The following is a 13,178-nucleotide window of genomic DNA, read 5'->3' as shown; positions in this document are numbered from 1 at the left end:
GCATTACGCCTCGCGCGTGATCGACACCCGCACGAACAGCTGACTCTTGAACGGCCCGCCGTACACGCCCCGCAGCGGCGGCACGTCATTGTAGTCCCGGCCACGGCCGACCAGCACGTGACGGTCGCCGATCTCGATGTTGTTGGTGGGGTCGAACCCGAGCCATTCGCCGGCGAACCACTCCACCCACGCGTGCGACTCGCCGCTCACCGTGGCGCCCACGTCGGCGTTGGGCCGCGGATGCAGGTAGCCCGAGACGTAGCGCGCGGGGATGCCGACGGCGCGCAGCGCGCCGAGGGCGATATGGGTGATGTCCTGGCAGACGCCCTTGCGCGCCTCCCACGCTTCGCCGGCGGTGGAGTGCACGCCCGTGATGCCGTGCATGTACTCGACCGCGTCACCGACCGCCGACACGATGTCGTGCGCCGCGCGGCTCGGATCCTCGTGCCGGTCCGCGATGGAACGGGCGATGTCGACGACCTCCGCATGGGGGGCGGTGCGCGGCGTCTGCACCAGCTGCTCCACCGGCTCGATCGAGCGCGCCGACTCGGTCGCCAGACGCGCCCAGCTGATGCCGGCATGCTCGAACGGACGGGGGCGGACTTCGACGAGCGAGCGTGCCGTGATGTTCAGCTCGCGGTGCGGCGAGAGCACGTCGAAGGCGCTGACGCGCGTGCCGAAATAGTCCACGTAGCTGTTGACCGAGGTCGCCGGCTCGATGTCGAGGCCCGAGCTGAGCACGAACTGGCTCTCGGTGGTGCCGGGCAGCATCCGGGCCTCGTTGTACGACGCCGACACCTCGCCCGGGTAGCTGAAACCCGTGGTGTGCTCGATGCGCATGCGCTTCATGAGATCTCTCCGATCCAGCTCGGCTCGGCATGCACGGGGAAGAACCTCTGACGGACGGCCTCCGACGCCTCCCGCGTCACCGACTGCACGCGCAGCATGTGATGCGGCAGCTCGCCGAGGATCTCGCTGATCGCGCTGTATTCGAGGTCGTTGCGGATGCGCCCCAGCGCTCGCAGCACCAGGTTGGAATGCCCGACGCGGTCCTCGCGCGGGTCGATCGCGCTCATGCACTCCTCGGCCCGGCGGATCGCGAAGATGATCGAGCGGGGGAAGAGCCGGTCCAGCAGCAGGAACTCGGCCGCGTTGCGCGCGCTCGGCATGCCGCGATAGGTGCGCAGGTACGCCTCGTACGCTCCGCACGAGCGCAGGATCGTCGTCCACGACGGCCCCGACACCTCGGTGAGCGACCGCGTGGCCAGCAGGCGTGCCGTCATGTCGGCGCGCTCGATCGCCCGCCCGAGGGCGAAGAACTGCCACGCCTCGTCGCGGCTGGTCGACGAGTCGACGATGCCGACGGCGAGCGCGGCGCGCTCACGCACCCAGCCGAAGAACTCGCTGACCTTCTCGATCTGCAGGCGCCGCGGCATCCGGGCGTTGGTCGTGTTGAGGCACTCCCACAGTTCGGTCGAGACGATCTCCCTGGCCCGCCGTGCGTTCTCGCGCGCGGCGTTGAGCGAGTAGACGATGCTCGCGGGATTCATGCGGTCGACGGCGAGGCGCGCGAGCACATCCTCCTTGGTGTATGTTTCGGCGGCGTCGGCGGGCAGCGATCCCATGACGCCGAGCAGCGAGCGGCACGCGGTGTCCTCGTCGATCCACGGATCTTCGAGCAGCAGCTGCAGGTGCACGTCCAGGATGCGGGCGGTGCCGTCGCTGCGCTCGATGTAGCGCCCGATCCAGAACAGCGACTCGGCGATGCGGCTCAGCATGACGACGCCTCTCTCCCTGTCGACTGCGCCGTTTCGTCTCGTCGCCGCACTCCTCGCTCAACGCCCGAAGCGCCTCCCTGCCGCATCTGCTGCTGCTCCTGCTGCTCCGTCGAGGACCGCGGGCGGTCGGCGGGCGAGTGCTCGATGCGGTGCTGTCCCGCGCCCGGAGAGTCCGCGTCGGGCGCGATGCCGTCGCGGATGATCGGGATGGCCGAGGTGACGCTCGCCTGGTCGGCGACGAGGCCGGCGAGACCCTTGCCCTGCCCGTACTCGACGTGGCCGGGCGCGGATCCGCCGACCACCCAGGTGTCCTTGGAACCGCCGCCCTGACTGGAGTTCACGACCAGCTGCCCCTCGGGCAGCGCCACGCGGGTCAGCCCCCCGGGCAGCACCCAGATGTCGTCGCCGTCGTTGACGGCGAACGGACGCAGATCGGCGTGGCGGGGCCGCATGCCGTCCTCGACGAGAGTCGGGATCGTCGAGAGCATCACGACCGGCTGCGCGATCCAGCCCCGCGGGTCGGCGAGCAGCCGCTGGCGCAGCGCGTCGAGCTCGGAGCGCGACGCATCGGGCCCGACGACGAGCCCCTTGCCGCCCGACCCGTCGACCGGCTTGACCACCAGCTCATCGAGGCGGTCGAGCACCTCTTCGAGGGCCTCGGGCTCTTCGAGCCGCCAGGTGTCGACGATGGGCAGGATCGGCTCCTCCGACAGGTAGTAGCGGATGAGGTCAGGCGTGTAGGTGTAGAGCAGTTTGTCGTCGGCGACGCCGTTGCCGACGGCGTTCGAGATCGTCACGTTGCCCAGGCGAGCGGCCAGCATCAGCCCCGGGGCGCCCAGCATCGAGTCGGCGCGGAACTGCAGCGGGTCGAGGAAGTCGTCGTCGACCCGGCGGTAGATCACGTCGACGCGCTTGGGACCGCGGGTCGTGCGCATGAAGACCTTGCCCCCCATGCAGAGCAGGTCGCGGCCCTCGACGAGCTCGACGCCCATCAGCCGCGCCAGCAGTGTGTGCTCGAAGTAGGCCGAGTTGTAGACGCCGGGCGTGAGCAGCACCACGTTCGGCTCGTCGATGCCGGGCGGCGCCGAGGCGCGCAGGGCGGCCAGGAGCTTGTTCGGATAGTCGCCGACGGGACGCACCCGCATCGAGACGAAGAGCTCAGGCAGGGTCTGCGCCATCATCCGCCGGTTCGAGATGACGTAGCTGACGCCGCTGGGCACCCGCACGTTGTCTTCGAGCACCCGCATCTTGCCGTGCTCATCGCGGATCAGGTCGATGCCCGACACCTGGATGCGCACGTTGTTGGCCGAGTGGATGCCGTAGGCCTGCCGATAGAAGTACTGCGACGACGCGATCAGCTGGGCCGGCACGACCCCGTCGCGCACGCAGTTCTGCCGGCCGTACGCGTCGTCGAGGAACGCCTCGAGGGCCCGCACGCGCTGCTTGATGCCGGCCTCGACCTCGGACCACTCGTCGAAGTCGATCACCCGCGGCACCGCGTCGAGCGGGAAAGGACGCTCCTCGCCGGCGAAGTCGAATGTGACACCCTGCGCCAGGTACGAGGTGGCGAGAGACTCGGTACGGCCGCGCAGCTCCTCCTGGGTCATGCGGGCGAGCGCCGCGTACAGCTCACGATAGGCGGTGCGCGATTCGGCGGGTGCCCCCGCATGCGCGGGCGAACCGAACATCTCGTCGAACGCCAGCCCGCCGTCCGGTGTTCTCCGCGGCGCGAGGGTCGAACCGTAGCCGTCGAAGAGATCACCCATGCGTCAGAGCCTAACGCCGCCGGTGTTGCCTCGGTGTTTCCGCGCGTCCGCCTCGCACGTGCTCGGAACGGCCCCACGGGGCCCCGGCGCGCTTAGGCTCGTGGCGTGACCACGCGGCACCCCGACAGCGCCGGCGCGGGCGGTCCGACCCGCACCGGGCTGGTCGGCGCAGCCTGGGCGGGAGTCGCTGCCGCCGTGCTCGGGGCGGGGCTCGGCGAACTGACCGCCGCGCTGCTCGCTCCGCCGTCGAGCCCCTTCGCTGCCATCGGCGGCTTCATGATCGACATCGCGCCGCCCTGGGCCAAGGACGCCGCGATCGAGCTGTTCGGCACCTTCGACAAGATCGCCCTGCTCATCGGGATCGGCATCGTCCTCGCCCTCGTCGCCGCCGCGGCGGGGGTGCTGGAGCTTCTGCGGCCGCCGTGGGGACGCGTCGCGCTGCTGCTGCTCGCGGCCTTCGGACTGGCGGCGGCACTCAGCCGGGCGAACGCCACCGGATTGTCGTGGGTGCCCTCGGCCGTGGCGGGCATCGTGTCGATGTTCACGCTCGGGATGCTGGTGCGCCGGCTCCCCGCTCCGACGGCATCCGTTCCGGACGACGACCCGGAAGACGCGACGACGGCGCCCGATCGGCGTCGCTTTCTGCTGTGGTCGGGGGGCGCAGCGGCACTCGGCGTGCTCGCGGCGCTCGGTTCGGCGGCGGCCGGCGCGGGACGACGCACCGCGACGATGGTGCGCGATGCGATCCGGCTCCCCGAGCCAGCCGTCCCCGCGCCGCCGGTGCCCGACGCCGCGGATCTCGAGATTCCGGGCCTGGCGCCCGTCATCACCCCCAACCGCGACTTCTACCGCATCGACACCGCCCTCGTCGTGCCGCAGGTCGACCCTGGGGAGTGGACGCTGCGCATCCACGGGATGGTCGAGAACGAGGTGACGATCGACTGGCAGGAGCTGCTCGATCTGCCGCTCGAAGAGAGCGCGGTCACCCTCGCCTGCGTGTCAAACGAGGTCGGCGGCGGACTGATCGGCAACGCGATGTGGCTCGGCTACCCGATTCGGGAGCTGCTCGCGCGAGCCGTGCCCTCGGCGGATGCCGACATGGTTCTCTCGCGCTCGGTCGATGGCTTCACCGCGGGGACGCCCCTCGAGGTGCTCACCGACGAGCGCAACGCGATCCTCGCGGTCGGCATGAACGGCGAGCCCCTTCCCGCCGAGCACGGGTTCCCCGTGCGCATGGTCGTGCCGGGCCTGTACGGCTACGTCTCGGCGACCAAATGGGTCGTCGATCTCGAGGTCACGCGGTTCGACGCCGCGACGGCCTACTGGACCGACCGCGGCTGGTCCGAGCGGGGCCCGGTGAAGCTGCAGTCGCGCATCGACGTGCCGCAGGGCTCCGTGGATGCCGGAGAGCGAGTGATCGCAGGAGTGGCGTGGCAGCAGCACGTCGGCATCCGGGGCGTCGAGGTGCAGGTCGACGACGGGCCCTGGCAGCAGGCGGATCTGGCACGCGCGATGTCGGACGACACCTGGGTGCAGTGGAGCCTGGCCTGGACCGCGAAGCCCGGGGAGCACCGCATCCGCTGCCGTGCGACGAACGCGCAGGGCGAGACGCAGACCTCGGAGCGAGTCGGCGTCGTCCCCGACGGCGCGACCGGCTGGCACGAGGTGACGGTGGCGGTGGGCTGACCGCGCTACGCGGGCACGCCCGTGGCCTGGCTCGCCCTCTGCCCCGCAGAGGGTCTCTGCCGAAGCGAGGTCCGAGAGCCGCGCGCCGATCCTCGCCCCGGCAATGCTCCTCGTCTCCGCAGAGCACGGCGGTGATTGCTACCGTGGCCGGCATGGCTCCCACCCCTCCGATCCCCGCCCTCGAACCGGCCTTCGACGTGGAAGCTCGACTCGGTCCGCTCGAGGACCACGGCATGACCCGAGCCGGTCATCGCCGCGTCATCCCCGTCGCGGGTGGCACCATCACCGGCCAGATCGAGGGCACGCTGCTGGCCGGCGGTGCCGACTGGCAGGTGGTGCGCGCCGACGGCTCGATCGAGATCAACGGACACTACTCCGCCCGCACGAACGAGGGTGAGCTGCTGCTCATCCACTCAGTCGGGGTGCGAAGCGGAGCACCCGCCGTGCTCGAGGCACTCCTGCATGGCGAGCAGGTTGATCCCTCCGAGTACTACTTCCGCACCGCCGTGACGATCGAGACCTCGGCGTCGCGCCTGCGTGAATTCGAGGCGAGCCTGTACGTCACCTCCTGCGTGCGCGAGGCGGACGCCGTGCGGTACACGGCGTACCGCGTCACCTGACGCCGGCGGAAGGCGCCGACGGCATCCGCCCCTGCCGCTTCCCTCCCATCCCGTCCCCGCCCCCTGCCGGGCAGAGGCGGACTGCCAGGGAGAGGAGCGGATGCGGCGGCTCGCCCCTCTCCCCGGCAACGAGCCTCGGCTCGGCAGAGGCGTGCAGCCGGGGGATCAGCTCGTCGCGCGGATCTTCGCGACGTAGCGCTCCACCCGCACCAGTGCCTCCTCGTCGTGCGGCGCCCACTCCGGGTGCGGCGTACCCGGCCCCACGTAGGGCTCGTCGCGATAGTGCCGCTGGTACTCCGCCAGCTTCACCTCGAGGCCGGCCCGGACCTGCGCGTACTCCGGGTCGTCCGCGACGTTGCGCAGCTCTGCCGGGTCGGCCTGCAGATCGTAGAGCTCCCACTCGGGCTCGAACACCCGGTCCGACGCGCCCGGCACGCCCAGGCCGGCGCCGTAGTAGTAGATGAGCTTGTGGTCGGCGGTGCGGATGCCGTAGTGCGCGGGCGCCGCGTGGAACGGGTCGTCGTGCTCCCAGTAGCGGTAGTACGCGGCATCCGGCCAGTCCTCGACCTGCTCGCCCCGCAGCAGCGGACGAAAGCTGCGTCCCTGCGACGTCGGCAGCGCCTCGTCGGCCGAGACGCCGCACACATCGAGGAAGGTCGCCGCGAAGTCGACGTTCGTGATGATCGCCTCGCAGCTGCTGCCCGCGGCGATCTCGGCGGGCCAGCGCATGAGCATCGGCATCTGCAGCGACTGGTCGAACATGAGCCGCTTGTCGAACCAGCCGTGATCGCCCAAAAAGAATCCCTGGTCCGAGGTGTAGACGACCAGGGTGTTCTCGGCCAGCCCGCGCTCGTCGAGGTGATCCAGCAGGCGGCCGACGTTGTCGTCGATCGACTGGATGCACTGCAGGTAGTCGCGCATGTAGATCTGGTACTTCCAGCGCATGCGCGCCTCGCGGTTCTCCTCACCGCGCAGATGCTCGGGCACCGGGGTCTTCAGATCCTCGGCCCCCATGTCGTCGGCGATCGTCATGTGCACGCCCTGCACCGCCTTGCTGCGCGTCGCGTTGTCGTCGAAGAACGTCTCGGGCTCGGGGATGTCGCCGTCGGCGTAGAGGTGCTTGTGCTTCTCATCGGGCATCCAGGGCCGGTGCGGCGCCTTGTGGTGCACCAGCATGCAGAATGGCTCGTCATCTTCGAGGCCGTCGATCCAGTCGAGGGACAGGTCGGTGACGATGTCGGTGGCGTAGCCCGTCACCTTCGCGGAGCCGTTCGCGTCGATCATCTCGGGGTCGAGGTAGTCGCCCTGTCCCGGGAAGATCTTCCACGCGTCGAAGCCCCGCGGCAGCGCCTCCCCCTGCTCGCCCAGGTGCCACTTGCCGAACATCGCCGTCCTGTAGCCGCGCTGCTGCAGCACCTCGACGAAGGTCGGCACCCGGTAGTCCATCTCGGTCCAGATCGAGGAGACGCCGTTGACGTGACTGTAGGTGCCGGTGAGGATCGAGGCGCGCGAGGGACTGCAGATCGAGTTGGTGCAGTAGACGGCATCGAGGCGCATTCCCTCCTCGGCGATGCGATCCAGATGCGGGGTGTGGTTCAGGCGACTGCCGTACGCCGAGATGGCGTGGGCGGCGTGGTCGTCGGACATGATGAAGATGACGTTGGGCGTACCCATCTCGTGCCTCTTTCTCTCGGTTCAGTCTTCGGTCGCCAGCTCGGGCACCAGCAGCACCCGCTCGGCGGCGTCTTCGCCGGCTGCGGCCGCGACGATCAAGCGGCCCGCTTCGCCGCCGCACGTCTCGAGCGGCAGACGGGAGTACGCAAGCCTCGGCCACAAGGCGTCGGACAGTGCCCCGGCGGCGAGGGCGACGACCCGCACGCGCTCGTCGTGCCGGCGAGCGGCCTGGTAGGCGGGTTCGGCGTCGGTGCCCCAGGCGCACAGCACGGCTGTGGACGGCGGGGAACCCGCTTCGTCGAGAGCCTGCGCGACTCGCGCCGAGAGCGCGGCAGCCCGCGTCATCCATCCCGCCTCTTCGGCGTCGAGGCGTGCGAGCGCGTCGACGGTGACGCCGGTCGACACCGGTGTCACCACGATCTCCGGATGCCGCATCCGCTCGTCCGCGATGGCGTCTTCACGCATGCGCTCGGCACGTGATTCGATGTCGGGCCGCACGTAGAGCACGGTTCGCACGCCGAGCGATGCGAGGTACGCGAAGGCCTGTCGCACGCCGGCGGCGTAGTCGAAGTCCACGCTGCCCGAGCGCGCGTGCGCATCGGGCGTCCCGCAGTCGACGGCGACGAAGGGCACGGAGTACTCCTCGACGGCCGCCGCCAGATCATCGGGCACGCCCTGATCGTCGTGACCGATGAACACCAGGCCGTCCAGGCGGCGCGCCCGCACCTCGTCGACGGCGGCGAGCGCGGAGCTCTCCGCGAGCAGCGCGAGGTGGTGTCCGCGCGCGTCCAGTCCCCGCGCGAGTCCCTCGACGATGGCGGCGTAGCGGCGGCTGGTCAGCGGCTTGCCCAGCACGACCCCGATCGTGCGGCTCGCCTGGGACTGCAGCGATCGGGCGAGGCCGTTCGGCACGTAGCCCATCTCGCGAGCGATCCGGCGCACGCGATCCTTCGTCGCGGCGGCGAGCGGCAGCGTGCTCGCCTCGTTGAGCGCGTACGACACCGTCGAGACCGACACACCGGCGCGGCGCGCCACGTCCTTCAGTGTCGGGTGATTCATATCGTGCTTCACGATAGGTCGTTCAAACGCTTGAATCAAGGGAAAGTGCGGGCCCCGACATCCGGCCCTTCCTCTGCCGGGGAGAGGGGCACTGCCGGAGGGAGGACCCAAACCGGCCAGCGCCACCTCGCCACGGCAGACCTCCTCCGCCGAGCAGAGGCCGCGGGACTCAGCCGTCGACGGGCAGCCAGTCCTCGATCGCCTGCACGACCTCGGGTGCGTCCGGGGCGGTGCGCGGCGAGAAGCGCCGCACCTCGCCGGTGGGGCCCACCACGAACTTCTCGAAGTTCCAGGTGATGCGCCCCGACTTGCCGGCCAGGTCCGGCGTGCCGGTCAGCTGCTTGTAGAGGGGATGGGCGCTGCGGCCGTTGACCTTGACCTTCTCGGACATCGGGAACGTGACGCCCCACGTGGTGGAGCAGTACTCGGCCACCGCCGCTTCCGACGAGAGCTCCTGCATGAACTGGTTGCTCGGGAAGCCGATCACCGTGAATCCACGCTCGGCGTATCGGCGCTGCAACTGCTCGAGCTGCTCGTACTGGGGTGCGAGGCCGCACCGCGAGGCGACGTTGACGACCAGTGCGACGCCTCCGCCGGTCAGCTCTCCGAACGTCGTCTGCTCCCCCGTGATCGTCGTGACGGGGACATCTGCAAGAGCCATGGTCTCCTCCATGATCGTGGGCTGCGACGAGTCTCGCATGCCGATCAGGGGCGCGGGGCGGGTCAGATCACCTCGGTCGACCAGGGATCCGAAGTGCCGAAACGGTGGGCCGTGATCGAGATCGACTGCTCGCGCAGGAACGTGAGCAGCTCGATGCGCCCGGCCGTCGTGACCTCGCCGGCGTGGATCGTCAGGTCGGGGTCGCCGTTCACGGCGTCGGCCAGTGCCCGGCGCAGTGCACGCACCGACTCCCCGCCGCCGACCAACCGCACCCGCGGGGGCCGGGGTTCGTCGGCCCGGGCGGACGATGCACCGCCGGGCCGCGACATCCGCTCGAGCCATTCCGCCTCGGACTCGACCTGCACGGGCACGTCGAGCTCGGCGAGGGCGCGCCGCACGGGCGCCGGCAGACCCACGGGTGTGCTGAGACTGAAGGACGAACGCGAGCGCACCCCGGCCAGCACGACCCGCAGCACCGCCGGCCAGGGGGCATCGCCCGAGGCGCGCACCGCCACCGGCACCGGCCGGTAGCGGAACAGGTTGCGCTCCACACCCAGCCCCGTCACGTCGCGCACCTGGCCGAACTCGCGGTCCCAGGCGACGGCGTCCGAGAGCGCCGCGCGGCGCACCCAGTCGAACCCTTCGTAGTCGAGGGTCTGCTGCGCGGCCTCGATCACCGTCGTCAGGCGCGAGTCCAGTCCCCGCAGGTGCAGCGACGACGAGGGCGTGCCGGATGCCGCGCGCCAGGCACCCAGCCCCACCAGGTGATTGGGCCCGCCCGGCTTGGCGCCGGTGCCCACCGACGACCTCTTCCACCCCCCGAAGGGCTGGCGCTGCACGACCGCGCCGGTCATCCCGCGGTTGACATAGAGATTGCCTGCCTCGACGCGCGCCAGCCAACGGGCCAGATCGCTGGGCTGCTGGGTGTAGAGCCCCGCGGTGAGGCCGTAGTCGACGGCGTTCTGCAGCTCGATGGCGTGGTCGAGGTTGCGGGCGTGCATGACGCCCAGCACGGGGCCGAAGAACTCCTCCCGGTGAAAGCGCGACCCCGCCTCGACACCCGTGCGGATGCCGGGGCTCCACAGCCTGCGCTCGTCGTCGAGGGGGCGGGGGCGCACCAGCCACCGCTCGCCCTCGTCCAGCGTCGTGAGCGCCCACTCGAGCTTGCCGGTCGGCGGCTCGATGAGCGGGCCGACCTCGCTGCGCGGATCTTCGGGGAGTCCGACCCGCAGCGAGGTCGTCGCGTCGACGAGCTGGCGGGCGAAGCGACGGGAACGGGCCACGGGGCCGACGAGGATCGCGAGCGAGGCCGCCGAGCATTTCTGTCCCGCGTGACCGAACGCGCTGCGCACCAGGTCGGCGGCCGCCAGATCGAGGTCGGCGGAGGGGGTGATCACCATCGCGTTCTTGCCGCTCGTCTCGGCCGACAGCTCGAGGTCCGGCCGCCACGAGCGGAACATCGCGGCCGTCTCCCACGCCCCGGTGAGTATGACGCGGTCCACGCGCGGGTGCGTGATCAGGGCGTGGCCGAGCTCGTCCTCGTCGATGTCGGCGAGCGCGAGCGCATCGCGCGGAACGCCGGCATCCCACAGCGCCTCGACGATCAGGGCCGCACACCGGCGGGCCTGGGGAGCCGGGGTGAGCACGACGCCGGAGCCCGCCGCGAGCGCGGCGAGCACCCCACCCGCGGGGATCGCGAGCGGAAAGTTCCAGGGCGAGGCCACGACCGTGAGGCGGTCGGGCACGAAGACGGCGCCGCTGACGGCATCCAACTCCCGTGCGGTGGCCGCGTAGTAGGCGGCGGAGTCGATCGCCTCGCTCACCTCGGCGTCGGCCTCGGCGAAGACCTTTCCGGTCTCGGATGCCGCGACCTCGATGAGGGCGCCTCGGCGACCGGCGAGCACTGCCGCCGCCCGCTCGAGCACCGTCGCCCGCTCGTCGGCCCCGCGGCGCGCCCAGGAGCGGCCGGCCGCCCGCACGCGGGTGAGCACGGCATCGAGGGCGGGGGCGTCATCGACGCGGGCGCGCTCGACGAGGTCCCGGCCGAGCGCCGAACCGGGGACCTGCTCGAGCACGCGCCGCGCCCACGCCCGGGTCGCCCCGACCGCGGGGTCGGAGTCGGGCACGTTCACGAAACCGGGCGCGCCCGCGGCTGCCGTGGACCGCTGCCGCGGCGCGTACACGGCCGTCTCGACCAGCGCGGCGCCCCCGAAGAACAGCTGCTGCGCGTCGAGCGCGAGCGGGGCGGTGGCGCCGTCGTCGGTCGCTCCCCGTCCGATCCCGAGCACGACCTGCGTCAGGCCCTCCTCCGCCGGGGGCGCGGGCCGACGGATCGGGATGGTCGCATCGTCCACGTCGGCACCGTCCCTGTCGACACCGTCCACGTCGGCACCGCCGGCCCGATCCGCATCGCTGCCGGCTGATTCCGCCGTGAGCGCCGTCGCCACCGCCCTCTCCCCGCCGGCGCGGTCCTGCCGGCGACGCGGATGCGCTCCGAGCGCCGGGCTGGCGGCGCGTTCGACCGACGCGACATACCGCTCCCGCTCCCGGTCGCGCAGCCGCTCGTCGTGGTGCAGCTCGAACGCCGCCGAGAGGAAGTTCTCGGCGGCGGCGTTCTCCTCCAGGCGACGCGCCAGATAGCCGACGGCCGCATCGAACTCGTCGGGCCGGACGACGGGCACATACAGCAGCACCGACCCGACATCGCGTGATACCGCCGCGACCTGCGCCGGCGCCATCCCGAGCAGCATCTCGACATCCATCGCGTCGCGCACACCCCGCTCCGAGGCCAGCAGCCAGGCGTGGGCGATGTCGTACAGATTGTGCCCGGCGACGCCGATGCGAACCGCCCTCGTGCGCTCGGGCCGAAGGGCCTCGTCGAGCATGCGCAGGTAGTTCGCGTCGGTGTCGACCTTCGTCTCGTAGGGCGCGGAGGCCCAGCCGTGCATCGCGGCGTCCACGCGCTCCATCGGCAGGTTCGCGCCCTTGACCAGCCGCACCTTCACGGGCGCGCCGCCGGCATCCACCCGCTGACGCGCCCACGCCGAGACCTCGCGCAGCGCCGCCAGAGAATCGGGCAGGTACGCCTGCAGCACGATGCCCGCCTCGGCCCGCCGCAGGCGCGGGTCCTCGAGCAGGCGGGTGAAGACCGCGATCGTGAGATCGAGGTCGCGGTACTCCTCCATGTCGAGGTTGATGAACGTGTCGCTCGTGGCCGCCTCGAGATACAGCGGCAGGAGCGTGTCGGCGACCTCGTCGACCATCTCGTCGAACGCCCAGGGCGACAGGCGGCTCGCGATCGCCGAGACCTTGACGGACACGTGGTCGACGTCGTCGCGCCGCACGAGCTCACGGATGCCTTCCAGCCTCTTGGCCGCCTCGTCCTCGCCGAGCACCGCTTCGCCGAGCAGATTGAGGTTGAGCCTGGCGCCGTCGGCGCGCAGCTTCTCGAGAGCGGGTCCGAGCTTGTTCGGCCGGGCGTCGATGATCAGATGACCCACGAGCTCGCGCAGCATCCGTCGCGCGACGAGGACGACGGGCGCCGGCAGGGCGGGCGCGACCGAGCCGCCCACCCGAACGGCCTGCCGCAGGTGCCAGGGCAGCAGATCGGGAACCAGCGGCGCGACGCGGTGAAGCCCGGATGCCGCCGCAACGAGCGACTCGGGGCGCAGGACCCCGTCGACGAAGCCGAGGGTGAAGGGAAGACCGCGCCGGTCGCGCATGACGGCGGCCAGGCGCTCCGCTGCCGCGTCGATCGGAGCCGAGCCGCCCTCGTCGATCCAGCGATGCGCGAGGCGCACGGCCGCCGCAGACAGGTCCTCGCCCTGCTCTGCATCGTGCGGGGCCGGCGTGCCGGCGTCGTCCGAGTCGGCGGTGCTCACCATGTGACCAGAGTAGGTCGCCGCGTGCCCCTTTCCCCGGCGCCCTGCCGGGC

9 protein-coding genes are annotated in these 13,178 nt (G+C 71.3%); 2 read left to right on the top strand and 7 right to left on the bottom strand.

What is annotated here, in order from left to right; all coding sequences use genetic code 11:
- Positions 1 to 3: 3 nt before the first annotated feature.
- Genes M4I32_RS06590 through M4I32_RS06580 form a run of 3 tightly spaced genes read right to left on the bottom strand, consistent with a single transcriptional unit; the run spans position 4 to position 3,544 of the window.
- Entirely contained in the window at positions 4 to 849 is an 846-nt protein-coding gene (locus tag M4I32_RS06590; protein WP_319033683.1) for a transglutaminase family protein, read from the bottom strand.
- On the bottom strand, positions 846 to 1,778 hold the full coding sequence (locus tag M4I32_RS06585) for an alpha-E domain-containing protein (protein WP_319033682.1): 933 nt from the start codon (positions 1,776 to 1,778) through the stop codon (positions 846 to 848). The genes M4I32_RS06590 and M4I32_RS06585 overlap by 4 nt, the downstream gene beginning before the upstream one ends.
- The gene (locus M4I32_RS06580; protein ID WP_319033681.1) at positions 1,772 to 3,544 is read right to left on the bottom strand and encodes a circularly permuted type 2 ATP-grasp protein; all 1,773 of its coding nucleotides are present in this window, start codon (positions 3,542 to 3,544) and stop codon (positions 1,772 to 1,774) included. The genes M4I32_RS06585 and M4I32_RS06580 overlap by 7 nt, the downstream gene beginning before the upstream one ends.
- A gap of 105 nt (positions 3,545 to 3,649) precedes the next feature.
- Here M4I32_RS06580 and M4I32_RS06575 point away from each other — a divergent pair, with 105 nt between their 5' ends.
- Together M4I32_RS06575 and M4I32_RS06570 are read left to right on the top strand one after the other, a co-directional pair.
- Positions 3,650 to 5,230, top strand: coding sequence for a molybdopterin-dependent oxidoreductase (locus M4I32_RS06575; protein WP_319033680.1), 1,581 nt, complete (start codon positions 3,650 to 3,652; stop codon positions 5,228 to 5,230).
- A gap of 152 nt (positions 5,231 to 5,382) precedes the next feature.
- Positions 5,383 to 5,850 (top strand): DUF3237 domain-containing protein, encoded by a 468-nt coding sequence (locus M4I32_RS06570; RefSeq protein WP_319033679.1) that lies wholly within the window; start codon positions 5,383 to 5,385, stop codon positions 5,848 to 5,850.
- 165 nt (positions 5,851 to 6,015) lie between these two features.
- Here M4I32_RS06570 and M4I32_RS06565 read toward each other — a convergent pair whose 3' ends face one another.
- The 4 genes from M4I32_RS06565 to M4I32_RS06550 form a co-directional block, all read right to left on the bottom strand.
- The gene (locus tag M4I32_RS06565; RefSeq protein ID WP_319033678.1) at positions 6,016 to 7,524 is read right to left on the bottom strand and encodes a sulfatase; all 1,509 of its coding nucleotides are present in this window, start codon (positions 7,522 to 7,524) and stop codon (positions 6,016 to 6,018) included.
- 21 nt (positions 7,525 to 7,545) lie between these two features.
- Positions 7,546 to 8,583 carry a LacI family DNA-binding transcriptional regulator gene (locus tag M4I32_RS06560; RefSeq protein WP_319033677.1) on the bottom strand — a complete coding sequence of 346 codons (1,038 nt, stop codon included), beginning with the start codon at positions 8,581 to 8,583 and terminating at the stop codon, positions 7,546 to 7,548.
- Positions 8,584 to 8,752: 169 nt separating this feature from the next.
- Positions 8,753 to 9,244 carry a glutathione peroxidase gene (locus M4I32_RS06555; protein ID WP_319033676.1) on the bottom strand — a complete coding sequence of 164 codons (492 nt, stop codon included), beginning with the start codon at positions 9,242 to 9,244 and terminating at the stop codon, positions 8,753 to 8,755.
- 62 nt (positions 9,245 to 9,306) lie between these two features.
- Positions 9,307 to 13,128 carry a bifunctional proline dehydrogenase/L-glutamate gamma-semialdehyde dehydrogenase gene (locus M4I32_RS06550; protein WP_319033675.1) on the bottom strand — a complete coding sequence of 1,274 codons (3,822 nt, stop codon included), beginning with the start codon at positions 13,126 to 13,128 and terminating at the stop codon, positions 9,307 to 9,309.
- Between the last annotated feature and the right edge of the window lie 50 nt (positions 13,129 to 13,178).

Source organism: Microbacterium sp. LRZ72, from assembly GCF_033792225.1.
In the GTDB taxonomy this organism is placed as follows: Bacteria; Actinomycetota; Actinomycetes; order Actinomycetales; family Microbacteriaceae; genus Microbacterium.
This window is presented reverse-complemented; position numbering and strand designations above follow the sequence as displayed.